The organism is Mesorhizobium sp. WSM1497 (assembly GCF_001672455.2).
GTDB classification, from domain to species: Bacteria; Pseudomonadota; Alphaproteobacteria; order Rhizobiales; family Rhizobiaceae; genus Mesorhizobium; species Mesorhizobium ciceri.
This window is the reverse complement of sequence record NZ_CP021070.1, coordinates 5936121-5958625: the sequence shown is the minus strand read 5'-3', so window position 1 is coordinate 5958625 and position 22505 is coordinate 5936121. Positions and strand designations below refer to the sequence as shown.

General features: G+C 64.4%; 21 protein-coding genes and 1 pseudogene. 21 read left to right on the top strand and 1 reads right to left on the bottom strand.

Translation table 11 applies throughout. The features are described 5' to 3' along the window. Positions 1–584: 584 nt before the first annotated feature. Both A9K65_RS29240 and A9K65_RS29235 read left to right on the top strand, forming a co-directional pair. A complete protein-coding gene (locus A9K65_RS29240) occupies positions 585–2336 on the top strand; it encodes a type I secretion system permease/ATPase (protein WP_064995180.1) in 1752 nt (583 codons plus the stop codon). After that, positions 2329–3705 carry an HlyD family type I secretion periplasmic adaptor subunit gene (locus A9K65_RS29235; protein ID WP_013533102.1) on the top strand — a complete coding sequence of 459 codons (1377 nt, stop codon included), beginning with the start codon at positions 2329–2331 and terminating at the stop codon, positions 3703–3705. The genes A9K65_RS29240 and A9K65_RS29235 overlap by 8 nt, the downstream gene beginning before the upstream one ends. Positions 3706–3880: 175 nt before the next feature. On the opposite strand, the gene A9K65_RS29230 is transcribed toward A9K65_RS29235, so the two are convergent. Continuing rightward, positions 3881–4831 carry a LysR family transcriptional regulator gene (locus A9K65_RS29230; RefSeq protein ID WP_013533101.1) on the bottom strand — a complete coding sequence of 317 codons (951 nt, stop codon included), beginning with the start codon at positions 4829–4831 and terminating at the stop codon, positions 3881–3883. A 93-nt stretch (positions 4832–4924) separates the two neighbouring features. On the opposite strand from A9K65_RS29230, the gene A9K65_RS29225 reads away from it, so the two are divergent. The 19 genes and pseudogenes from A9K65_RS29225 to A9K65_RS29140 all read left to right on the top strand — a co-directional run bounded on the left by A9K65_RS29225 (position 4925) and on the right by A9K65_RS29140 (position 22504). After that, positions 4925–5830 (top strand): dioxygenase, encoded by a 906-nt coding sequence (locus A9K65_RS29225; RefSeq protein WP_063167498.1) that lies wholly within the window; start codon positions 4925–4927, stop codon positions 5828–5830. A gap of 3 nt (positions 5831–5833) precedes the next feature. Continuing rightward, complete coding sequence (locus A9K65_RS29220; RefSeq protein ID WP_064995004.1) at positions 5834–6793, top strand: VOC family protein; 960 nt, start codon at positions 5834–5836, stop codon at positions 6791–6793. Further along, complete coding sequence (locus A9K65_RS29215; RefSeq protein ID WP_064995005.1) at positions 6790–7449, top strand: dienelactone hydrolase family protein; 660 nt, start codon at positions 6790–6792, stop codon at positions 7447–7449. The genes A9K65_RS29220 and A9K65_RS29215 overlap by 4 nt, the downstream gene beginning before the upstream one ends. Next, on the top strand, positions 7449–8510 hold the full coding sequence (locus tag A9K65_RS29210; RefSeq protein WP_064995006.1) for a maleylacetate reductase: 1062 nt from the start codon (positions 7449–7451) through the stop codon (positions 8508–8510). Before A9K65_RS29215 ends, A9K65_RS29210 begins: the two co-directional genes overlap by 1 nt. 27 nt (positions 8511–8537) lie before the next feature. Further along, positions 8538–9812 carry an ABC transporter substrate-binding protein gene (locus tag A9K65_RS29205; RefSeq protein WP_064995007.1) on the top strand — a complete coding sequence of 425 codons (1275 nt, stop codon included), beginning with the start codon at positions 8538–8540 and terminating at the stop codon, positions 9810–9812. A 59-nt stretch (positions 9813–9871) separates the two neighbouring features. Next, entirely contained in the window at positions 9872–10588 is a 717-nt protein-coding gene (locus tag A9K65_RS29200) for an ABC transporter ATP-binding protein (RefSeq protein WP_064995008.1), read from the top strand. After that, a complete protein-coding gene (locus A9K65_RS29195) occupies positions 10588–11289 on the top strand; it encodes an ABC transporter ATP-binding protein (protein ID WP_063171519.1) in 702 nt (233 codons plus the stop codon). Before A9K65_RS29200 ends, A9K65_RS29195 begins: the two co-directional genes overlap by 1 nt. A 67-nt stretch (positions 11290–11356) precedes the next feature. Next, positions 11357–12220: a branched-chain amino acid ABC transporter permease gene (locus tag A9K65_RS29190; protein WP_013533093.1), complete on the top strand. Its 864-nt coding sequence runs from the start codon at positions 11357–11359 to the stop codon at positions 12218–12220. A gap of 10 nt (positions 12221–12230) precedes the next feature. After that, positions 12231–13280 carry a branched-chain amino acid ABC transporter permease gene (locus A9K65_RS29185; RefSeq protein ID WP_064995009.1) on the top strand — a complete coding sequence of 350 codons (1050 nt, stop codon included), beginning with the start codon at positions 12231–12233 and terminating at the stop codon, positions 13278–13280. After that, the gene (locus tag A9K65_RS29180) at positions 13280–15034 is read left to right on the top strand and encodes an FAD-dependent monooxygenase (RefSeq protein WP_064995010.1); all 1755 of its coding nucleotides are present in this window, start codon (positions 13280–13282) and stop codon (positions 15032–15034) included. The genes A9K65_RS29185 and A9K65_RS29180 overlap by 1 nt, the downstream gene beginning before the upstream one ends. 10 nt (positions 15035–15044) lie before the next feature. Beyond that, positions 15045–15935, top strand: a complete 891-nt coding sequence (locus tag A9K65_RS29175; RefSeq protein ID WP_064995011.1) for an intradiol ring-cleavage dioxygenase — start codon at positions 15045–15047, stop codon at positions 15933–15935. Next, complete coding sequence (locus tag A9K65_RS29170) at positions 15935–16753, top strand: SDR family NAD(P)-dependent oxidoreductase (protein WP_013533089.1); 819 nt, start codon at positions 15935–15937, stop codon at positions 16751–16753. The genes A9K65_RS29175 and A9K65_RS29170 overlap by 1 nt, the downstream gene beginning before the upstream one ends. 63 nt (positions 16754–16816) lie before the next feature. After that, a pseudogene (locus tag A9K65_RS36655) lies at positions 16817–16890 on the top strand (hypothetical protein); the annotation flags it as partial. 5 nt (positions 16891–16895) lie between these two features. Continuing rightward, positions 16896–18119 carry an ABC transporter substrate-binding protein gene (locus A9K65_RS29165; protein ID WP_245321932.1) on the top strand — a complete coding sequence of 408 codons (1224 nt, stop codon included), beginning with the start codon at positions 16896–16898 and terminating at the stop codon, positions 18117–18119. Positions 18120–18144: 25 nt separating this feature from the next. Next, entirely contained in the window at positions 18145–18873 is a 729-nt protein-coding gene (locus A9K65_RS29160) for an ABC transporter ATP-binding protein (protein WP_063171523.1), read from the top strand. Further along, entirely contained in the window at positions 18870–19598 is a 729-nt protein-coding gene (locus A9K65_RS29155) for an ABC transporter ATP-binding protein (RefSeq protein WP_013533086.1), read from the top strand. Before A9K65_RS29160 ends, A9K65_RS29155 begins: the two co-directional genes overlap by 4 nt. Further along, complete coding sequence (locus tag A9K65_RS29150) at positions 19585–20448, top strand: branched-chain amino acid ABC transporter permease (protein ID WP_064995012.1); 864 nt, start codon at positions 19585–19587, stop codon at positions 20446–20448. The genes A9K65_RS29155 and A9K65_RS29150 overlap by 14 nt, the downstream gene beginning before the upstream one ends. Then, on the top strand, positions 20445–21491 hold the full coding sequence (locus A9K65_RS29145) for a branched-chain amino acid ABC transporter permease (protein ID WP_064995013.1): 1047 nt from the start codon (positions 20445–20447) through the stop codon (positions 21489–21491). The genes A9K65_RS29150 and A9K65_RS29145 overlap by 4 nt, the downstream gene beginning before the upstream one ends. Further along, positions 21488–22504, top strand: a complete 1017-nt coding sequence (locus A9K65_RS29140; RefSeq protein ID WP_064995014.1) for an alcohol dehydrogenase catalytic domain-containing protein — start codon at positions 21488–21490, stop codon at positions 22502–22504. The genes A9K65_RS29145 and A9K65_RS29140 overlap by 4 nt, the downstream gene beginning before the upstream one ends. The last annotated feature ends 1 nt before the right edge of the window (position 22505 follow it).

Here is a 22505-nt window from a genome sequence, read left to right as displayed (position 1 = left end):
GGCCAGCGCCCCGAGGTGAACGAGCCCTCCAGTCGCCATCCCTGCGCATGCGTTAAACCACAATACGTCAGGCTCGGTCACCGTCCTCCTCCGTTTGAATGACGATCCGGCGTGCCGGCCTGACGGTCGTCAATTTGCCGCCCCTGAAAGTCTGGGAGACTGATGGTCTGCTCGGGTGATTGGTGTATCGGGACGAGATCAAATACAGAATACAGAACGACAAAAGGTTTGATTGATCTAAGTTGTTGCTCCGCATCAGGTATTTTGTGTCAACGACCGTGGCGTCTTTGAAAGTGTGTGGAAGCAAGGACATAAGCCCCTTTTGCGTGTTCCATTCTGGACTGCGTTACTAGCGTGAATTGCCATTTTTTGGGGGAGTTATCCCCAGCCTGTGCACGCTGTGGGTCGCGTTTCGTTGGTCCTGCGCCACGAATCCGCTGCATTTTCCTCAAAGTCGACGTATGTAAGCAGAGCGTAATAAGGGGGGCGACGGATCGCGGCTGCTATGCGCACCAAGAAAGGTTTGAGCCATCACAATTTACGGAAGTAACGGCGCGGCAGTGTCGCGCGAACGACCGCTGGTCATGAAAACATCGGGGGCCGGTTCTCCCGAGCTGCGTTCCGCCATTCTCGCCTGCATGCCTGGGCTGCTTGGCGTGGCGCTGTTTTCGGCAGTGATAAACATTCTCGCCCTGACCGGTTCGGTTTATATGTTGCAGATCTACGATCGCGTTCTGCCGTCGCAGAGCGTTCCCACCCTGGTGGGGTTCACGATCGGCATGCTGGGCTTGTATGCGGTCTACGGGCTCCTGGATTTCGTGCGGCTTCGCGTGCTGGTCCGCATCGGCAGTCTTCTCTATAAAAATTTGCAGGAAAAGGTGTTCTCCATCTCCCTGTCCTTGCCGCTCAAGGCAGGACGTGATGCGGGCCGTCTGCAGCCTTTGCACGATCTTGACCGACTGCGCGGCTTTCTTTCCGGAACGGGACCGACGGTCATCTTCGACGCTCCGTGGATCCCTTTTTATCTGGTGATCATTTATTTGCTCCATCCTTTGCTCGGCTTGTTGGCAACCGTCGGCGCGATCGCCGTGGTCCTCCTGACGGCGGTTGCGGAAGTCTTTAGCCGTGGTCCGGCCGCGCGCGCCTCCGAAGACTTGTCGTCGCAACGGGCGCTTGCCGACTCCGCCCGGCGCAACGCCGAGGTTGTTCATGCAATGGGGCTTTCTGGTCGACTGGCTCGACGCTGGAGCGACGTCAGCCGCGCATATCTTGGTCAGCAGGAGCGCCTCTCGGATGTCGTCGGTGGCGCCAGTTCCTTCTCGAAGGCGCTTCGCATGGGTCTGCAATCCGGCGTTCTGGGGCTCGGTGCCTACCTGGTCATCGGCGGTGAAGCTTCTCCTGGGGTGATTATCGCATCTTCCATATTGCTCGGCCGGGCCTTGGCCCCAGTTGACGCGGCGATTGCAAACTGGAGAGGTTTTCTATCGACCCGGCGCAGCTATAGCGAGCTGGCAGCTGTCATGGCTGCATTTGGCAGTCAGGACGATCCGATGGAATTGCCTCGTCCACAGGCACGATTTGCCGTCGAGCAACTGACAGTCGCGCCGCCCGGCCTGACAAGACCGACCGTTGTAAATGTAAGTTTCCACCTGTCGAGGGGGGCTGGAATGGCCGTCGTCGGCCCGAGCGGCTCCGGCAAGACGACGCTGGCCCGTTCGTTGGTCGGGGTGTGGAAGCCGCTCCATGGCTCGGTGAGATTGGACGGCGCCTCTCTCGATCAATGGAACTCGGAACATCTCGGCGCCCATATCGGCTACATGCCGCAGGATGTGGAGTTGTTTGACGGCACGGTAGCAGACAACATTTCGAGGTTCCGAGGCAAGACGGATCCAAAAGGCGTCCTTGCGGCGGCAAGAGCCGCCGGCGTCGAGAAAATGATCATGCAACTCCCTCAGGGATTTCAGACCCGCATCGGGGAGGGGGGGGCGGCCCTGTCGGCAGGGCAGAGGCAACTCGTGGGTCTCGCCCGAGCACTTTATGGCGAGCCGTTCCTTGTCGTGCTCGACGAACCGAACTCGAACCTCGACGTGGATGGGGACGCTGCCCTGGCCGGCGCCATACGGGCAGTGCGTCAGCGCGGGGGCATCGTCATTGTCGTTGCGCATCGTCCCTCGGCACTCGCCAACATCGATCAGGTGCTGGTTATGTCGAACGGGACGGTTCATGCCTTTGGCTCGCGCGAGGAGGTCTTGGCGAACATGCTCCGACCTTCACCGCCTGTTTCACCTCGGCCATCTTCTTTGGCGCCGATACCGGGGGTTGCCGGGCATGCATGAGGCTCTGCTCGAAACATTCGTCACCTTCTCGTCCTATGCCCGGACCCTTCGTGGCAGCAAAGGGCCTGCCGTGAGCTCGCCAGATCTGCCGGACGGTATTCGGGCCAACCTGATATTCGGCTTGGTGATTACAGGTCTGCTGGTCCTTGGCGGCGGCCTGTGGCTGGGATTGACCAAGATCGCCGGCGCCGTGGTTGCACCGGCCACCGTGGTGGTAGAAAGCAACGTCAAGAAGGTCCAGCATCAAACCGGAGGCACGGTGGGCGGAATCTTCGCGCAGGACGGAGATCATGTACGAGCCGGCGACGTGCTGGTCAGGCTGGATGACACGCTGACACGCGCGAACCTGCAAATCATCAGCGAGGATCTCGATCGCGCGACCGTTCGCCTCGCCCGGCTGGAGGCCGAGCGCACGGGCTTGGCGGAAATGCAGCTGCCGGTCGGCCTGAAGGCGCGAATGAACCAACCGGAGCTGGCGGCGCTCGTCAACGGCGAACGCGCTCTCTTTGAAACGCGCTCTTCGGCTTTGGCTGGACAGAAGGCGCAGCTGAGAAGCCAATCCCAGCAACTTGAACGTCAGATCGACGGTCTTAAAGCGCAACAGAGCGCGGTGGATGAATCGGTTGCTCTGCTGAGCAAGGATTTCGCCGACGTTGATTCCCTCTACGCCAAAAAACTCGTCTCCAAGGAGAGGGTAAGCAACATCAAGTTGGATGCCACCCGGGCCAGGGGAGAATCGGGTCGCCTCGCTGCAGCAGTAGCTGAAGCCCAGGCGCGCATCAGCGAAACGGGGTTGCAGATGCTGCAGCTGGATGACCAAAGGCGCACTGACGTGACGACCGAACTCCGCGAGACGGAAGCCAAGCAGACCGAACTCAACGAACGGAGGATTGTGGCGCAGGATGAACTGACCAAGACAACGATCCGCGCGCCACAGTCCGGAACGATACAGGAATCGGCTGTCCATACCGTCGGCGGCGTTATCGCGCCTGGCGAGATGCTTATGACCATCGTACCTGATACCGACGATCTTGTGGTGGACGCGCTGATCCCTCCGTCGCGGGTCGACGATGTCCGGCCCGGGCAGCCGGTATCAATCCGTTTTCCGGCGTTCGACGTGGGAACCACTCCGGTCTGCCAAGGGTCAGTGAAACACATCTCGGCAGATCTGATTAAAGACCCGCAACGTCAGCTTTCCTATTTTTCGGCGCGTATCAAGGTTGAAAGCAAATCAAGCTGCCTGACCGAAGCGAAGGTGCTGAGGCCAGGTATGCCCGCCGAGGTTCATATCCGCACCGACGAACGCAATGTCTGGTCTTATCTGTTGAAACCCTTTGCGGATCAGATGTCCAAAGCGTTTACGCAGTGATGGCGAGGTGGAGGAGGGCGTGACCAATAGGATATTGGGATTTCTGGCGGCCCGACGGCTTTTGGGGGCGGGCGGCCGTCGAGCCTAACCGGCGACGCGGGGATGAAGCGCCTCCGGCTGGAGGAAACATGCGCGTTGTGTGACGCTACCGCATCATTCGAATAGCGAGGCTGGTTTACCGTCCCCAGACAACGGCATTCTCATGCCGTTTAATGATGTGCTTCAGGTTTTCGAAGGCGGTCGTGACGTGGCCCGCGAAGCGCTCTGCCGCCGGTGAGCGTGGTCCGCTGACCCGGCGAAGGATACCGAGTGAGCGGCTGGGCTGCGGGATTTCATAGGGCAGCACCGTAACCCGGCTCTCCTTGCGCTGCGCGAAGACTACGGAGAATGGCAGCACGGCCAACGCATCGGTTTCGGCAAGGAAGTTGATCACGCTCATCAGCGAGCCTCCCGAATAGCGGATGTTCAGGTCCGACATGCCGATGCTCATCAGGATCATCTGCAGGTCCGACATCAGCGGAGAGCCGGGCAGGGGAGCCACCCAGGGAAAGCTGGTCAGGTCATGCGCCCTGAGACGGCGATTTCGCAGCAGGGGATGATCGGGCCGGCAAGCCACGACATTGCGTCCGGGCAGGATTTCGGTGAATTCGAAGCCGGGACCAAGGTCGAGCACGCCGATCGGCACGATGCCGAGGTCGATCTGGTTGCTGTCCAGCGCCGCGACCATCTCGGGCAGGTTCATATAGCTCTGCTGAACGGTGACCTCGGGTTCGAGCTTCTGGAACTCTCCGATCATCCGGCTGATCATCGCGTCCATGAAGAAAGGCACGCCGCCGACACGGACGACGCCCTTCGTTCCTTTCATGAAACCCTGCACCGCATCCGACGCCTTGCGGGACGCGGTGATGATCGTGCGGCCCTGCGCCGCCAGCTGGAAGCCGAGCGGCGTCGCCTGCAGCGGCCGGCGGCCCTTGAGGAACAGCGGCTCACCCACCCGCGCCTCCAGCATGGCCAGTGATCGGCTGACCGCCGGCTGGGTCAAGCCCAGCATGGCGGCTCCTTCCGACACGCCGCCGGCATCCAGCACCGCGGCGAGCTGCATGAGGTGGCGCTCGTTCAGCTTCATAGCAAAACGCTATACAAGGGACGTCACATCTCATCAAGCATCGCGTCGGGCCGTGCTATCCCGCTTGGCAAGGGGAAGGGAGGCCCCGGCGGAATGCACGGCCAGCACGACCCGAAGCGGGATGAGTCCCCCAAGGCGATATCGACGCAGGCCGAGGAATTCTCGCGGCGCCTGACGGCAATGGGCCAGTCCCGCTTGGCGGCGGCGGCGCAGGCAGCCGTGGATGGTTTGCACGCGCTGATCGTGGAGTTGCGGCCCTCCGGCGAGGAATTCCGCCAGGCGATCGATTTTCTGACCGAGGTTGGCCACTACGCCGATGCGCGGCGCCAGGAATGGGTGCTGTTCGCCGACGTCCTGGGCGTGTCTTCGCTGATCGAGGATCAGAACAGCCCGCGCCCCGCCGGAGCGACACCAAACACCCTGGCCGGGCCCTTCTACCGGGCCGACGTGCCGGAGATGCCACCCGGCGCGAACATCTCGCGCGATCACAAGGGCGAGCCGCTGGAGGTCGCGGGCCGCATCGTCGCGCTCGACGGCGCGGGGGTCGGCGATGCGACGGTCGAGATCTGGCAGGCCAATGCCGAGGGTCTCTACGAGAACCAGGAACCCGACCGCCAGCCGGAATTCAATCTGCGCGGACGCTTCCGTACCGATCCGCAGGGACGGTTCCGCTTCACGACGGTGAAGCCGAAGGGCTACACGCTGCCGTCGGACGGACCGGTCGGTCAATTGATGTCAGCGCTGGGCCTTGGCCTCGAGCGGCCGGCCCATATCCATTTTCGCGTCTCGGCGGAGGGCTTCGAGACGCTGACGACCCACATCTTCGACCGGTCGGACCCTGCGATCGGCCGGGATGCCATCTTCGGGGTCAAACCCGAACTCATGGCCGAGTTCCGCGCGCTGCCGCCCAATGGAGGAAAACGCAAGCACGCGCTCGACCTCAACCTCGTGCTCTGCCCGCAGCGGCGGAGCGATACCGAAACCTCTGGGAGGAGATGACCGATGGCACGTATCAGCGGCTACCACCATTTGACGCTCTCGACCGACAGCGCTCAGGAAGATTTTGATTTCTATACCAAGGCGCTCGGCCTGCATTCGGTGAAGCGCACCGTCTTGTTCGACGGCGTCATCCCGGTCTACCACCTCTATTACGGCTCGCCCAATGGCGATGCGTCGACGATCATCACCACCTTCCCGTTCCGCAAGCCGGGCGTCTATGGCCGCCGCGGGTCCAACCAATCGCGCACCATCATGCAGTCGATCCCCAAGGGCGCCGCGGATTTCTGGGTCGACCGGTTGAATGCGCGCGGCATCGAGGCCATCAAGATCACCCGTTTTGGCGCCGACCGTGCGGCTTTCGCACATCCCTGCGGCATCCCGCATGAGCTGGTGGAAAGCGACAGGGATCCCCGCGCGCCCATCACCAACGAGGCGCAGGGCATCGGCAAGGCCCACGGCATCAAGGGAATCTACGGCGCCGTGGTGGCGGTGATGGACCGCACCGCCATGGACGACTTCCTGACCATCGCATTGCCGATGGAGAAAGAGGCCGACGACCACGAGGGGCTCGTGTTCCGCGTGCCGGATGCGGCCGGCGTCGCACAGCGCGTGGAGGTCATTGTCGACCGCGACAGCCCGCAGGGCACCTGGACTCTGGCGGGAGGCACGATCCACCACCTCGCCCTCAACACCGGCGACGAAGAGAACCAGTTGAAGCTGCGCGCTCATATCGAGGGCCTCGGCTTCACGGACATATCGGAGCAGAAGGACCGCAACTACTTCAAGTCCTGTTATGTCCGCTCGCCCGGCGGCGCGCTGTTCGAAATTGCCTGGACCACGCCGGAAGGCTGGGCCAAGGACGAGCCTCCGGGCCAGATCGGCAAGACGCTGGTCTTCCCGCCTTGGTTCAAGGACCGCGAGAGCGAATTGCAGGCCGGCCTGGAACAGGCGGATTTCGCGTGAGTTCAGGCAGCGGTCCGCTCCGGCTTGGGCCAAGAGGCCCCGAGGCTAAGGCGATTTGCGTCTTCGTCCACGGCCGCGGCCAATCGCCCGAAGAGATGCAGTCCCATGTGCTGTCGCGGCTTTCCGCGTCGGCCGTGGCCTTCATCCTGCCGCGCGCGCCGCACGGCATGTGGTGGGAGGCGCGTGCCGTCGACCCGTTGACGCCGGTCGCCCGCGCGCAGCTCTCTGACGCGCTCGACCACCTTGCGGCCGCAATGGTTGCGGCGCGTGCCGAACTGCCCGGACTGCCGCTGCTTCTCGCGGGCTTCTCGCAAGGGGCGTGTCTCTCGATCGAATATCTCTGTGCGGGGCTGCCGCCGCCGGACGCTTTGGCGGCCTTCACGGGCTGCCGTGTCGGCGTTCCGGCGGACGAAAGATCCGAGGCGGCGCCGGCCGGAATGCCGATCTATCTTTCCGGTGGTGATGCCGATCCCTGGATACCGGTCTCGGCGTTTGCCGATGCCGCGCAATCGCTGGGCCGGATTGGCGCGAGCCTGCGGGCCGATCTGTTCCCGGGCCGCGGCCATGAGGTCTCGGACGCCGAGATTGCCATGCTGGGCACTATCCTCGACGACCTCGCGGCCGGGCGTGGCCCGCGCATGGAGGCGGCGCGATGATGGACAGCTTCACCTTTCCGGGCCTGACGACACGGGTGGTCTTCGGTGCCGGCACCATGGCTCGCGTCGAGGAGGAAGTCCGGCGGCTCGGCCATGAAAAGGTGATGGTGCTTTCGACGCCGCATCAGAAGGGCGATGCGGAAAGGCTGGCCGCAAGCCTTGGTGGCCTCGCCGCTGGGATCTTTGCCGGCGCGGTCATGCATACCCCTGTCGAGGTCACGGAAAAGGCCATCGATACCTTCCGCGGCAGTGGCGCTTCGGCGGTCGTCAGCCTCGGCGGCGGCTCGACCACTGGGCTCGGCAAGGCCATTGCCGTGCGCACGGGCGCCGACCAGGTGGTCATTCCCACCACCTATGCCGGCTCGGAAATGACCGACATACTCGGCGAGACGGCAGCCGGCGAGAAGACCACCCGCCGCTCGCCGGACATTCGCCCAGAGACGGTGATCTACGACGTCGATCTGACACTGAGCCTGCCGGTAAACCTCACCGTAACCTCGGCGATGACCGCGATCGCTCATGCGATGGAAGCCTTGTATGCCCCCGATCGTAATCCGGTCATCGTGCTGATGTGCAGGGATGCCATGGTTGCCTTCCGGGAAGGCATTCCAAGATTGATCGGCAATCCGCAGGATCGCGCGGCGCGGACGCAGGCGCTCTATGCGGCGTGGTGCTGCTCGACCGCGTTAGGCTATGTCTCGATGGCGCTGCATCACAAGCTGGCGCACGTCTTCGGCGGCTCGTTCGACACGCCGCACGCCGAAACCCACGCCATCCTGCTGCCCTACACGACCGCCTTCAACGAAGCGGCGGTGCCCGATCTGCTGCGCCCGATCGCCGAGGCATTCGGTGGTGGTTCGGCGGGCGGCGGGCTCTGGGATTTCGCACAGTCGGTCGGCTCTCCGCTGAGCCTGAAGGCGATCGGCATCGAGGAGGCCGATCTCGACCGCGCGGCGGCAATCGCGGTGAAGAATGCCTATGCGAATCCAAGGCCGATCGATCCGGGATCGATAAGGGAACTCCTTCAGGCGGCGTGGGAGGGACGCCGTCCGGGGGACTGAGAACAAAACGAGAGGGAGGAACCAAACATGATCACAAGACGCAGCCTACTGAAAGCCTCGGCGGCGACAGGCCTGGCGCTCGCCGGTTCGCGCCTGGCGACGCCGGCCATCGCGCAAGGCGCCAAGATCCGCCTCGGCTATGTTTCGCCGCAGACGGGGCCGCTCGCCGGCTTCGCGGAAAGCGACGCCTACAACATCAAGGCCTTCCTCGCTTCCGAGGCGGGCAAGAACTTCGAGGTCATCGTCAAGGACAGCCAGTCGAACCCCAACCGCGCGGCCGAGGTAGCCAAGAGCCTGATCGTCGATGACGAGATCAACCTGATGCTCGTCGGCTCGACGCCCGAGAACACCAATCCGGTAGCCACCACCTGCGAGGCGGAGGGCGTGCCGGTGATCTCGACGATGGCGCCGTGGCAGCCCTGGTTCATCGGCCAGCAGGGCAATCCGGCCGATCCGTCCTCGTGGAAGCCTTTCAACTTTGCCTATCATTATTTCTGGGGTCTCGAAGACATCATCGCCGTCTACACCGGCATGTGGAAGCAGCTTTCCACCAACGGCAAGGTGGGCGGGCTGTTCCCGAACGATGCCGACGGCAATGCCTGGGGTGATCCGAAGAACGGCTTGAAGCCGGGCCTCGATGCCGCCGGTTTCAGCCTTGCCGATCCCGGCCGCTATCAGAACCTGTCGGACGATTTCACGGCGCAGGTCAACGCCTTCAAGGCAGCCAATGCCGAGATCGTCACCGGTGTGGTCATTCCGCCGGACTTCACCACCTTCTGGAACCAGGCCCGCCAGCAGGGCTTCAAGCCCAAGGCGGTGACGGTGGCCAAAGCGATCCTCTTTCCGCAATCGGTGGAGACGCTCGGTGATGCCGGCCAAAACCTCTCATCCGAGGTCTGGTGGTCGGCCTCGCATCCGTTCAAATCGTCCGTGACGGGCGAGAGCTCGGCGGAACTCGCGGCGGATTTCACCGCCAAGACCGGGCGCCCCTGGACGCAGCCGATCGGTTTTGTCCATTCGCTGTTCGAGGTGGCGGCCAATGTCATGGGGCGCGTTTCGGATCCGACCAATGCCGAGGCGATCGCGGCGGCCATAGCCGCCACCGACATGACGACGGTGGTGGGGAAAGTGGCATGGAGCGGTGCGGGACTGCCGCCTTTCGCCGCGAAGAACGTCTGCAAGACGCCGCTCGTTGGCGGCCAGTGGCGGAAGAAGGCCGGTGGCGGCTTCGATCTGGTGATCGTCGAGAACGCCGGCGCTACCGAGATTCCCACCGCTGGCAAGATGGAAGCCCTGGCCTGACGCTGCCGGGGGCGGCTGATACCGCCGCCCTCGTTCGGCGCGACCCAAGGATGACTGTGATGATACTCAGGCTGGAAAACGTTTCGAAGTCCTTCGGCGCCCTGAAGGTTGCGGATTCCGTGACCGTCAGCGTGCCGCGCGGCGAAGCGCTGGGCATTATCGGCCCGAACGGCGCGGGAAAATCGACGCTCTTCAACCTGGTCACCGGAAACTTGTTTGCAAATGAGGGCCGCATCGAATTCCTCGGCCGCGACGTGACCCGCGCTCCGGCCATGGAGCGGGTGCGCATGGGCGTCGGCCGCAGCTTCCAGATTCCGCAGCCTTTCGAGGGGCTGACCGTGTTCGAAAATCTCTTGACCGCCGCCGCCTTCGGCCGCGGCGGACGCGAGGCCGAGATGGTCGAGGATTGCGCTGGTATCCTCGAGGCGACGGAGCTTCTCAGGAAAGCCAATTTCGTGGCCGGCTCGTTGAGCCTTCTCGACCGCAAGCGCCTGGAACTCGCCCGCGCCTTGGCGACAGGCCCCGAACTTCTGCTTCTGGACGAGATCGCGGGCGGTCTGACGGAGGGCGAATGCAAGGCCCTGGTCGCGACGATCAGAGCCATCCACGCGAGGGGGACCACCATCATCTGGATCGAGCATGTGCTGCATGCCCTGAATTCGGTGGTCGAGCGGCTCCTCGTGCTGGATTTCGGGCGCGTGATCGGGATCGGCGCGCCTGATGAGATCATGGCCTCGAAGGCGGTTCGCGAAATCTATCTGGGGCTCGAGGTCTGATGCTGGAAACGCGCGGCCTCACCGCGAATTACGGCCAGTTCCGGGCACTGTTCGGTGTGGATATCACCGTGGCCGCGGGCGAATGCGTGGCGATCATCGGCGCCAACGGCGCCGGCAAATCCACGCTGATGCGCTCGATCACCGGCGTGATCGGCAACGCGCCCGGCATGGTGCTGCACAGGGGCGAGCCGATCGGCGCGCTGTCTTCGGCCGAGATCATGAAGCGCGGCATCGCCATGGTGCCGGAGGGGCGTCGGCTGTTCCCTTCGCTGACCGTCGAGGAAAACCTGCTGGTCGGCGGGCAGGCGCGTAAGGTGCAGGGGCCGTGGAGCCTCGACGCGGTCTATGACCTTTTCCCGATCTTGGGCGAGCGGCGCAAGAGCCCCGGTACCGCGCTCTCGGGTGGCCAGCAGCAGATGGTGGCGATCGGCCGGGCGCTGATGTCGAACCCCGAATTGCTGCTTTGCGACGAGATCAGCCTCGGCCTCGCGCCCGTCGTCATCCGCGATATCTACGCAGCACTTCCCAGGATCCGCCAAGGCGGCGCCGCGATCGTGCTGGTGGAGCAGGATATCGGCAAGGCGCTGGCAGTGGCCGACCGCGTCTACTGCATGATGGAGGGTCGCGTCACGCTGGCCGCCAGGGCGGCCGAGGTCACGCGCGAAGATATCCACTCTGCCTATTTCGGAGTGGCGGCATGACGCGGGAACCAAGGCTCGGTCGTCTGCTCGCGCAGCACCCTTGTGGCCTGATCGAGGTGGCGCGGCGATGATCTGGCTGGACACCCTCGTGCAAGGGATTCTGCTGGGCGGGCTCTATGCCCTGTTTGCAGCAGGGTTGAGCCTCGTCTTCGGCATCATGCGGCTGGTGAACCTCGCCCATGGCGACCTCATCATTCTTGCCGCCTATCTGGTGTTGATGGGCGTCACGCTGCTCGGCTTGTCGCCCTGGATCGCTGCCCTGATTGCCATGCCGGTGATGTTCGGGCTCGGCTGGCTGCTGCAGGCCGCCGTCCTGAACCGCGTGCTGGGCAAGGACATCCTGCCGCCGCTTCTGGTCACGTTCGGCCTGTCGGTCGCCTTGCAGAACGGCCTGCTCGAGGCCTTCTCCGCCGACAGCCGCCGCATTCCGGTGGGCGCGTTGGAAGGGGCATCGCTCGATCTAGGGCTGGTCACGGTTGGGATCATGCCGTTGATGACCTTTGCCTCGGCGATCGTGACGATCATTGCGCTCAACGCGCTCTTTTACCACACCGCCCTCGGCCGTGCCTTCCGCGCCACCTCGGACGACGCCGTGACGGCGGGGCTGATGGGGATAGAGCCGAAGCGGATTTTCGCGATCGCCACCGGGATCGCCATGGTCGTGGTGACGCTGGCGGCGCTCTATCTCGGCATGCGCGCGAACTTCGATCCTTCGATCGGACCGGCGCGGCTGATCTATGCCTTCGAGGCGGTGATCATCGGCGGCCTCGGCAGCCTGTGGGGAACGCTTGCCGGCGGGATCATCATCGGCGTGGCGCAAACGTTTGGCGCCGCGCTCAATCCGGAATGGCAGATACTGGCCGGCCACATCGCCTTCCTGGCCGTGATGCTGCTCAGGCCGCGCGGACTTTTTCCGCGCGCAGTGGATTGAGGGGGGCGGCATGTATCGACTGACAACCCGCACCCGCGCCGGAACCGTGACCGCGATCATCGTGCCGCTCTTCCTCGTCGCCGCGCTCGCGCTGCCTGCCGTGGCCTCGCGTGGTGTCATACAGGATCTGTTCTTCATCCTCACCATGCTGACGCTGGCGCAGATCTGGAACCTGCTGGCGGGCTATGGCGGCCTGGTCTCGGTGGGCCAGCAGGCTTTCGTCGGCATCGGCGCCTACGCGATGTTCGCCGGCGTGATCCTGCTCGGCTGGAATCCGGTCCTGGCGATCCCGCTGGGCGGCCTTGCGGCGCTGGTGCTGGCAGTTCCGATGGCCTTTTTCGCGTTCCGCTTGCAGGGCGCGTATTTCGCCATCGGCACCTGGGTGATCGCCGAAGTGACGCGCCTGCTGGTTGCGCAGTGGAAGGCACTTGGCGGCGGCACCGGCACGTCGCTGCCGCGCGAGGCGACGAGCAGCATCCTGGGCACCGATGCGGTCCGGGCGCTGTTCGGCGTCCGCGAGGCCGCGGCACGCGATGTCATGGCCTACTGGCTGGCTTTGGTGCTGGTCGTGGCCGTGACGGGCGGCATCTACTGGCTGCTGCGCAGCCGCCTCGGGCTGGCGCTGGCGGCCGTGCGCGACAATGTCGACGCGGCGCAATCGGTGGGCGTCGATACCGCCCGGCTCAGATGGGCGGTCTTTCTGATCGCCGCGGCTGCCACCGGGCTGACCGGCGCGCTGATTTTCCTGCAGACGGCCCGCATCTCGCCGAGCGCGGCCTTTGCCGTCACCGACTGGACCGCCAACGTCATCTTCATTGTCGTCATTGGCGGCATCGGCACCATCGAGGGGCCGATCCTCGGTGTGCTGGTCTTCTTTGCGCTGCGCTCGGCGCTGGCCGACTACGGCAGTTGGTACTTGATGACGCTCGGCCTCATCGCCGTTGTCGTGATGCTTTTTGCGCCAAAGGGGCTGTGGGGCCTGATCGCGTCCCGCAAGGGCCTGCACCTGTTTCCGGTCCGCCGCAGGCTGACCGGTCCGAAGATCGAGGGAGGAATTTGATGGCGGATATCGAAACCGACGTGCTGATCGTCGGCACTGGCCCGGCCGGCTCGGCCACGGCCGCGCTGCTGTCGAGCTACGGCGTGGCCAACATGATCGTCAATCGCTATCGCTGGTTGTCGAACACGCCGCGTGCCCACATCACCAACCAGCGCACCATGGAAGTGCTGCGCGACCTCGGTCCGGATGTCGAGGCAGAGGCCATGATGCACGCCTCGCCGCAGGAACTGATGGGGGAGAACGTGTTCTGCGAAAGCCTGGCCGGCGAGGAGATCGGCCGCATGAAGAGCTGGGGTACAGCGCCGCTCTCCAAGGCCGAACATCTGCTGTCGTCTCCCTGTTTCATGAACGATCTGCCCCAGACCTTCATGGAGCCGATCCTGTTCAAGTCGGCCTGCGCCCGCGGGACGCAGGCGCGCATGAGCACGGAATATGTCGGCCATGTCCAGGATGAGGACGGCGTGACCACGACCTGCCGCGATCGGCTGTCGGGTAAGGATTTCACCGTGCGGTCGAAGTTCCTCGTCGGCGCCGACGGCGGCGACTCGCTGGTGGCCGAGCATCTGGGCCTGCCGCTCGACGGGAAGATGGGCGTCGGCGGCTCGATGAACATCCTGTTCAGGGCCGATCTGTCGAAATACGTCGCGCACCGGCCGAGCGTCCTCTACTGGGTCATGCAGCCCGGCGCCGACGTCGGCGGCATCGGCATGGGTCTGGTTCGCATGGTGCGGCCGTGGGACGAGTGGCTGATCGTCTGGGGCTACGACATCAACCAGCCGCCGCCGGAGGTAACGCCGGAACTGGCCACCGAGGTCGCGCGTCAATTGGTCGGAGATCCCGCGCTCGAGATCAAGCTCCTGGGCGCCAACACCTGGACGGTGAACAACTGCTTCGCCACGCACATGCAGAAGGGGCGGGTGTTCATCATGGGCGACGCCGCGCACCGGCATCCGCCCTCGAACGGGCTCGGCTCGAACACATCGATCCAGGATGGGTTCAATCTCGCCTGGAAGCTTGCCAAGGTCGTCAAGGGGCAGGCGGGCATCGGGCTTCTGGATAGCTACTCTGCCGAGCGCGCACCGATCGCGCGCCAGATCGTGACGCGGGCGAACCAGTCCATTGCCGAATTCGGACCGATCTTCGAGGCGCTCGGCATGGATGGCGGCGTCGATCACGACAAGATCCAGAGGAACATGGAGGCCCGCGCCGACGCGACGCCCGCGGCCGAAGCGCAGCGCGAGGCGCTCCGCAAGGCTATCGCCTTCAAGAAGTACGAGTTCGACGCCCATGGCGTCGAGATGAACCAGCGCTATGCGTCCGGCGCGGTGGTGACCGACGGCCAGCGCGAGCCGGCATTCGAGAAGGATCGCGAGCTGCACTATGCGCCAACGACGTGGCCGGGCGCGCGCTTGCCGCATGTCTGGGTGTTCGAGCGCTCGGGCAGGAAGGTCTCGACGCTCGATCTTTGCGGGCATGGCGAGTTCACGCTTTTGACCGGTATTGGCGGCGAGGCGTGGGTCGCCGCGGCGGAGACGGTGGGCGCGGAGCTCGGTCTGCCGATCCGCAGCCATGTGATCGGCCCGCGCCGCACGATCGAGGATCATGCCGGCGACTGGGCCGGCGCGCGAGAGATCCGCGACACCGGCTGCCTGGTCGTCCGTCCCGACCACCACGTCGCCTGGCGTTCCGAAACGCTCGCGGCCGATCCGGCGGCCGAACTGCGCCGGGTCTTCAAATCCGTTCTGGCGCGCTGAGGAGGATCGCATGATCGACGAACACGAATCCGGCTATTTCACCGAGGCGAACTCGGCCGAGGTCGTCGTGGCGCGCAACAGGAACGCCAAAGACGAGCGGCTCAAAGAGGTGATGGAGGTCATCACCCGCAAGCTGCATGAGGCGGTGAAGGAGATCGAGCCGACGCAGGAGGAATGGTTCGGCGCGATCATGTTCCTGACGCAGACGGGCCAGATCTGCAACGAGTGGCGGCAGGAGTACATCCTGCTGTCGGATGTTCTCGGCGTCTCGATGCTGGTCGATGCGATCAACAACCGCAAGCCGTCGGGTGCCTCGGAATCCACGGTGCTGGGGCCTTTCCACGTCGCCGACGCGCCCGAATTGCCAATGGGATCGAACATCTGCCTCGACCAGAAGGGCGAGCCGATGTTCGTGCATGGCCGCATCCTCAACACCGAGGGTAACCCGATCGCAGGCGCCAAGATCGACGTCTGGCAGGCCAATGACGAGGGTTTCTACGACGTGCAGCAGAAGGGCATCCAGCCCGACTTCAATCTGCGCGGCGTGTTCCGCACAGGTGCGGACGGACGTTACTGGTTCCGCGGCGTGAAGCCCAAATACTACCCGATCCCGGATGACGGTCCGGTCGGCAAGCTGCTGGGCGCGCTAGGCCGCCACCCCAATCGTCCGGCGCATCTCCACTACATCGTCGAGGCCGAGGGCTTCGACGCGCTGACCACGCACATCTTCGATCCGGACGATCCGTACATCGATTCAGATGCCGTCTTCGGCGTGAAGAAAAGCCTGCTCGCCGAATTCCGCAAGGTCGAGGACGCCGAAGCCGCGGCCAGGGTCGAGGTCGCGGCGCCGTTCTACGACGTAGAGTTCGATTTCGTGCTGTCGCGCAAGGGAGGAGACTGATGGCCGCACTTGAGAAGATGTTCGATGTCAGAGGCAAGTCGGTGATCGTCACCGGCGGCGCCAGCGGCATCGGGCAGGCCTATTCCGAGATCATGGCCGAGCACGGGGCGAAGGTCTGCATCTTCGACCTGAACCCTGCCGGGCTGGAGAAGACCGTGGCGGCGATCAGGGCGGCGGGTGGCGATGTCTGGGGCCAGGTCGTCGATGTCGGCGACCGTGCGGCCATGGCGGCCGCTTTCGACAAGGTGGCCGAGAAGGCCGGCTCGATCGACGTCGTGTTCGCCAATGCCGGGATCGACGCCGGGCCGGGCTTCAACACCCCGACGGGCGAAAGGAACCCCGAGGGCGCCATCGAGAACCTGCCCGACGAGCACTGGGACAAGGTGATCGAGATAAACCTGACCTCGGTCTACACCACGATCAAGCATGCCGTGCGGCACATGAAGCCGAATGGCGGCGGCCAGATCATCGTCACGTCGTCCATCGCCTCGCTGATCAACGAGAGCATCGTGGGTACACCCTACATGCCCGCCAAGGCCGCGGTGAACCATCTCGTTCGCCACATGGCGATGGAGCTCGGCGCCTACAACATCCGCATCAACGCAATCCTGCCCGGGCCGTTCATCACCAACATCGCCGGCGGCCGGCTGCGCAATCCGGCGGACCGCAAGGCCTTCGAGGCCCAGTCGCTCATCGGCCGGATCGGTGACCCTGAAGAGATCAAGGGCCTGGCGCTTTATCTGGCGTCGCCGGCCGCGTCCTACGTGACGGGCTCGCTGATCGTCATCGATGGCGGCTCGCTGCTGAGGATGACCTGAACAAGCTTTGAACTGAGACCGGTCCCGTGGGCCGGAGAAACTTAACCCAGGGAGGAACCGACAATGACCTACTACAACAAACTGGTGAAATCGGGCTTGCGGCCCAGCCGCCGAAGCGTCCTGAAGGGGATTGGAGCCGGCGTTGCCGCCAGCACGCTGGGCATGCCGACCTATCTGCGCGCCGCCGGGGAAGATCAAGCTCGGCTATCTCAGCCCCACGACCGGGCCGCTCGCCCTGTTTGGTGAAACGGATGGCTACACCTTGCAGAAAATCCGCGCCCTGCTCGGCGGCCAGCTGCAATGTGCCGACGGCAATACTTACGAGATCGAGATTCTCGATCGCGATAGCCAGTCCAATCCGAACAAGGCATCGGAAATCGCCGGCAACCTCATCCTGAACGACGAGGTGCATCTGCTCGTACCGGCCTCGACCACCGACACGATCCTGCCCGCGGCCGAGCAGGCCGAGCTTTATGAGACCCCCTGCATTTCCTCCGGTGCTCCCTGGCAAGCGGTGATCATGCCGCGCGGCGGCGGCAAGCAGACCTTCGACTGGACCTATCATTTCTTCTGGGGCCTCGACGAGGCGCTGAACACCTTCGTCGGACTCTGGAACCATCTGGAGACCAACAAGAAGGTCGGCATGCTGTTTCCGCAGAACATCGACGGCGAGACCTGGGGCAACGACGAATATGGCTTGCCAGCGCCGACCCGCAAGGCCGGCTACGAGGTCGTGGTGCCCGGCTATTTCCAGCCCCGCACCAATGATTTTTCCGCACAGATCGCCGAGTTCAAGAAGCAGGGCTGCGAGATCATCGGCGGCATTACCTATCCGGACGATCTGAAGACCTTCGTCACCCAGTGCAACCAGCAGGGCTTCAAGCCGAAGGCGGTCACGGTGGCGGCGGCACTCCTGTTCCCGGGGGGTGTCGAGGCCATGGGTCCTCTAGGCAACGGCATGTCCTCGGAGGTCTGGTGGACACCGGCCTTCCCGTTCAAGTCGTCGCTGACCGGGCAGGTCAGCAGCGACATCGCCAGCCAATGGGAAGTCGATTCGAAGCGGCAGTGGACGCAGCCGCTGGGCTATTCGCATGCCTTGCTCGAGGTCGCGCTCGACATCCTGAAGCGCTCTTCCAATCCGCTCGATCGTACAGCCAACCGAGACGCCCTGGTCGCTACCGATCTGCAGACGCTGGTCGGTCATATCAAGTTCGACGGCTCGCCCCACAAGAACATCTGCAAGACGCCGATCTTCGGCGGCCAGTGGGTGAAGGGTGAGAAATGGCCTTATGACCTGAAGATCGTCGACAACACGGTCAATCAGCTCTTCGCGCCGCAGCAGGCTATTCAGCCGATCGCCTGGTGACATGAGCGGGGACGCGGGCAGAGTCATGGGTAGGGAAATCCTGCTGAAAGCGCACGGGGTGTCGAAGTCCTTCGGCGCTGTCCGCGTCCTGCATGACGTGACTTTCGACGTGCATCGGGGCGAGGTGCTGGGCATCCTCGGCCCGAATGGGGCGGGCAAAACGACGCTGTTCAACGTGATCAGCGGCGACTTGAAGACGTCCGGCGGCGAGATCCAGCTCGGCGACACGGCACTCCGCGGCGAGCCGCCCTTCCGGCGCTGCCAGATGGGGATCGGGCGGACCTATCAGATCCCGCGTCCCTATTCCGGCATGACCACCTTCGAAAACCTGCTGGTCGCCGCCGCTTTCGGCGGCGGCCGGTCCGAGAAGCAGAGCTATGCTTTCTGCGCCCAGGTCCTGCGCGAGTGCGAACTCTCCGACAAGGCCAATGTCTCGGCCGGCGCTCTCACTCTGCTCGACCGCAAGCGACTGGAGCTGGCGCGCGCGCTGGCGTCGGATCCGAAGCTGCTGCTGCTGGACGAGATCGCGGGCGGGCTGACCGACGATGAATCGAAGGCGCTGGTGGCGCTGGTGCGCCGCATCCGCGACCGCGGCATCACCATCGTGTGGATCGAGCATGTGCTGAACGCGCTGCTGGCGGTGGCCGACCGGCTGTTGGTGCTGAATTTCGGCGAGAAGATCGCCGAAGGCGTGCCCGCCGACGTGATCGCGCTGCCCGAGGTCCAGCGCGTCTACATGGGGATCGAGGGATGACGGCCGTTCTTTCCACCCACGGGCTGTTGGCCCGCTATGGCGACTTCCAGGCGCTCTACGGCGTCGACATCGAGCTGCACCAGGGTGAGGCCGTGGCCTTGATCGGCGCCAACGGGGCCGGAAAATCCACCCTCCTGCGTTCGATCATGGGCCTGCTTCCGGTCGGGCGCGAGATGGTGCTGCTGCACGGTGAGCCGGTCGGCGGCACCGCCACCGACCGCATGGTGCAGAAGGGCGTCGCCATCGTGCCGGAGGGCCGCCGCCTCTTCACCGGCATGTCGGTTGAGGACAATCTGCGCGTCGCCATCGACCAGGCCGCGCGCATGGGCGCCAAGGGCGGATGGACGCTGCCGCGTCTGCACCAGCTGTTCCCGATCCTCAAGGAGAAGGCTCGCACCCAGGTGCAAAGCCTCTCGGGCGGGCAGCAGCAGATGGTGGCGATCGGCCGCGCGCTGCTCTGCCAGCCGCGCGTGCTGCTCTGCGATGAGATCAGCCTTGGTCTCGCGCCCAAGGTGATCCGCGAAATCTATGCCGCCTTACCCGAAATCCGCGCCACCGGAACAGCGATGATCGTGGTCGAGCAGGATGTCGGCCTCGCCCGGACCGCCACGGACCGCCTCTACTGCATGCTGGAGGGCCGCGTGACCCTGACCGGCAGGTCCGCCGAAATCACGCGCGAGCAGATCGGCAAAGCCTATTTTGGAGCGGGCCATGGAGTGGTTTGACGCCTTGGTGCAGGGGATCCTGCTGGGCGGCATGTATGCCCAGTATGCACTCGGCATGGCGCTGATGTTCGGCGTCATGCGGATCGTCAACATCAGCCATGGCGATCTGGTGATCCTTTTGTCGCTGATCGGCATCTCGATCGCCACGGCTTGGGGTCTGGGACCGCTGCCGGTGCTGATCGTGCTGGTGCCGCTCGCGGTGCTGATGGGCTGGGTGCTGCAGAAGGCCGTGCTGAACCGCGTGGTGGGCAGCGATCCGCTGCCCTCGCTGATCGCGACCTTCGGACTGTCGATCGCGCTGCAGAACCTGATGCTCCAGATATGGTCCGCGAACAGCCGATCGCTGCCCGGCCATGGGATCGAGAGCCAGTCCATCGAGATCGGCGGCATCTATGTCGGTCTCCTGCCGCTGATCGTGCTGGCCGTTGCCACGGGCCTGACAGGAGGCCTCGATCTGACGCTGAAGCGCACGCGCTTCGGTCGCGCGCTCCGCGCCGCGTCGGCCGATGTCGAGGCGGCGGCGATGACCGGCATCAACCCGCGCGCCGTCTATGCGATGGCGACAGCGGCGGCGGTCGGCATTCTCGGTTTTGCAGCCGTCTTCCAGGCGCTGCGGTCGACTGTTGCTCCGGCCGACGGACCTGCCCAGCTGATCTACGCGTTCGAAGCGGTGATCATCGGCGGCATGGGGACGGTATGGGGCGCCTTCGTCGGCTCGATGGTGCTCGGCATCTCGCAGGCCATCGGCTTCCGCATCGATCCGGGCTTCGGCGTGCTTGCCGGACATATCGTCTTCCTGGTCGTGCTGGCGACCCGCCCACAGGGCCTGTTCGGAAAGGCATTGTCATGAGTGCGATTCCCTATGTGGCAACAACCGAGGTGCCCGAAGTCGTGGTCCAGCGCCAGACCCGGTCCGGTCGCATTGCGATGACGCTGGCGGTGCTGGCCATGATCACTGTCGCTGTCATGCCGTGGTGGGCTTCGACCGGCACGATCCGGTCGGTTCTGGTGCTGTGCTGCTATATCGCCGTCGCGCAGATGTGGAACCTGCTCGCCGGCTATGCCGGCCTCGTCTCCGTGGGCCAGCACGCCTTCATGGGCGCCGCCGGCTATGCGCTTTTCGTGCTGGCGCAGACCTACGGCATCAATCCGTTTGTGGCGGTCTTCCTGTCGCTCCTGGTGCCGGCCGCGCTGGCCGTGCCGATCTACCTGCTGCTGCATCGCCTGGATGGCCCCTATTTTTCGATCGGCACATGGGTGGTGGCCGAGGTCTTCCGGCTGACCGCCTCGAACCTGCCGCTCGTCAATTCCGGCGCGGGCATGTCGCTTCGCGTGATGAAGGACTATTCGGCCTTCGAGCGGAATGTCGCTATGTCGCTGCTCTGTGCGGGGATGCTGCTCGTCACGCTGGGCGGCAGCTATTGGCTGCTTCGCTCGCGCTTCGGCCTTGCGCTGATCGCCATGCGCGACAATCCGGTTGCAGCTGCCAGCCAGGGCGTGAATGTCGTGAAGCTACGCTTCCTGATCTATGTCGCGTCAGCGGTCGGCTGCGGTCTCGCGGGCGCGATCTATTTCATGGCGCAGCTGCGCATCACCCCCGGTTCGGCCTTTGACCCGATGTGGGCGAACGTCGCGATCTTCATCGTCATGGTCGGCGGGATCGGGTCCATCGAGGGCGTTCTGATCGGATCGCTGATCTTCTTCATCGCGGACCGCTGGTTCGGCGAATATGGCGCAACCTATTTCGTCGTCCTCGGCCTGATGACGCTTCTGGTGGCGCTCTACGCCCGGACGGGCATCTGGGGCCTGATCTCGAAGCGGTGGGATGCACCATGGTTCCCGATCCGACGCAAGCTCGTCGACCCCGAACCGCTGACGAGGAGGATTTCATGAAAGCCGCCATCTTCGATAAGGTCGGCGTCCCACTGCGGATCGGCACGGTGCCGGACCCGACGCCAGCACCGGACGAGGTCGTCTTGCGTGTCGCCGCTTGCGGCATCTGCGGCAGCGATCTGCACATCACCGAGGATCCGGTGCCTTTCGGCATCGAGGCAGGCTTTGTGCTCGGCCATGAATTCTCCGGTGACATCGTCGCGGTCGGATCCGAGGCAACGGGCCTTCGGATCGGTGACCGGGTCGCTGTCGTGCCAATGCGCGGTTGCGGACACTGCGAGGCCTGCGAGCGCGGCGATCCGGCGCGCTGTCACGAGATGGAGCTGATCGGCGGCGGCTATGCGCAATACGCGACCGTGGCCGCACGCCAATGTCATATCCTGTCCGACGATGTAGCACTCGAGGATGGTGCGTTGGCCGAGCCACTGTCGGTCGCCCTGCATTGCATCGTCCGTTCGGGCATGAAGCCGGGGGATCGGGTCGCCATACTGGGTGCCGGGCCGATCGGACTGCTCGTCGCCTTCTGGGCGCGGCGCATGGGGTCATCGCGTGTCGTGGTGGCCGACATCCACGGCCATCAGCGCGAGCGTGCGCTTGCTCTCGGCGCGACCGGCTTCGCGCTTTCCGGCGAAAAGCTGAGCGAGAACCTCACCGATCTCTGCGGCGGCGCGCCCGACATCGTCTTCGAATGCGTTGGCAAGCGTGGCCTCATCGGCGCGGCGGTCGAGGCGGTCCGGCTGCAGGGCACGGTGGTCGGGGTCGGCCTCTGCATTGGCGGAGACCAGTGGGACCCGTTCGTTGCGCTGACGAAGGAAGTGAACCTGCTGTTTTCGGTCTTCTTCCATCAGCGCAACGAATTCGGCGTCGCCCTCGATGCGCTTCGAGGCGGACCTTTCGCACCGCAAGCTCTGGTCACCGACCGGATCGACCTCTCGCCGGTTCCGCAGATATTCGAGAGCCTTCGCCGCCGCACCACGCAATGCAAAGTGCTGATCCAGCCGGACCTTGTTTGAG

What these genes read in the sequence shown, in the direction of transcription:
- A9K65_RS29240 (WP_064995180.1), top strand. Translation starts at nt 585, where the DNA reads ATGAAAACATCGGGGGCCGGTTCTCCCGAGCTGCGTTCCGCCATTCTC.
- A9K65_RS29235 (WP_013533102.1), top strand. Translation starts at nt 2,329, where the DNA reads ATGCATGAGGCTCTGCTCGAAACATTCGTCACCTTCTCGTCCTATGCC.
- A9K65_RS29230 (WP_013533101.1), bottom strand. Translation starts at nt 4,831, where the DNA reads ATGAAGCTGAACGAGCGCCACCTCATGCAGCTCGCCGCGGTGCTGGAT.
- A9K65_RS29225 (WP_063167498.1), top strand. Translation starts at nt 4,925, where the DNA reads ATGCACGGCCAGCACGACCCGAAGCGGGATGAGTCCCCCAAGGCGATA.
- A9K65_RS29220 (WP_064995004.1), top strand. Translation starts at nt 5,834, where the DNA reads ATGGCACGTATCAGCGGCTACCACCATTTGACGCTCTCGACCGACAGC.
- A9K65_RS29210 (WP_064995006.1), top strand. Translation starts at nt 7,449, where the DNA reads ATGGACAGCTTCACCTTTCCGGGCCTGACGACACGGGTGGTCTTCGGT.
- A9K65_RS29205 (WP_064995007.1), top strand. Translation starts at nt 8,538, where the DNA reads ATGATCACAAGACGCAGCCTACTGAAAGCCTCGGCGGCGACAGGCCTG.
- A9K65_RS29200 (WP_064995008.1), top strand. Translation starts at nt 9,872, where the DNA reads ATGATACTCAGGCTGGAAAACGTTTCGAAGTCCTTCGGCGCCCTGAAG.
- A9K65_RS29195 (WP_063171519.1), top strand. Translation starts at nt 10,588, where the DNA reads ATGCTGGAAACGCGCGGCCTCACCGCGAATTACGGCCAGTTCCGGGCA.
- A9K65_RS29190 (WP_013533093.1), top strand. Translation starts at nt 11,357, where the DNA reads ATGATCTGGCTGGACACCCTCGTGCAAGGGATTCTGCTGGGCGGGCTC.
- A9K65_RS29185 (WP_064995009.1), top strand. Translation starts at nt 12,231, where the DNA reads ATGTATCGACTGACAACCCGCACCCGCGCCGGAACCGTGACCGCGATC.
- A9K65_RS29180 (WP_064995010.1), top strand. Translation starts at nt 13,280, where the DNA reads ATGGCGGATATCGAAACCGACGTGCTGATCGTCGGCACTGGCCCGGCC.
- A9K65_RS29175 (WP_064995011.1), top strand. Translation starts at nt 15,045, where the DNA reads ATGATCGACGAACACGAATCCGGCTATTTCACCGAGGCGAACTCGGCC.
- A9K65_RS29170 (WP_013533089.1), top strand. Translation starts at nt 15,935, where the DNA reads ATGGCCGCACTTGAGAAGATGTTCGATGTCAGAGGCAAGTCGGTGATC.
- A9K65_RS29160 (WP_063171523.1), top strand. Translation starts at nt 18,145, where the DNA reads ATGGGTAGGGAAATCCTGCTGAAAGCGCACGGGGTGTCGAAGTCCTTC.
- A9K65_RS29155 (WP_013533086.1), top strand. Translation starts at nt 18,870, where the DNA reads ATGACGGCCGTTCTTTCCACCCACGGGCTGTTGGCCCGCTATGGCGAC.
- A9K65_RS29150 (WP_064995012.1), top strand. Translation starts at nt 19,585, where the DNA reads ATGGAGTGGTTTGACGCCTTGGTGCAGGGGATCCTGCTGGGCGGCATG.
- A9K65_RS29145 (WP_064995013.1), top strand. Translation starts at nt 20,445, where the DNA reads ATGAGTGCGATTCCCTATGTGGCAACAACCGAGGTGCCCGAAGTCGTG.
- A9K65_RS29140 (WP_064995014.1), top strand. Translation starts at nt 21,488, where the DNA reads ATGAAAGCCGCCATCTTCGATAAGGTCGGCGTCCCACTGCGGATCGGC.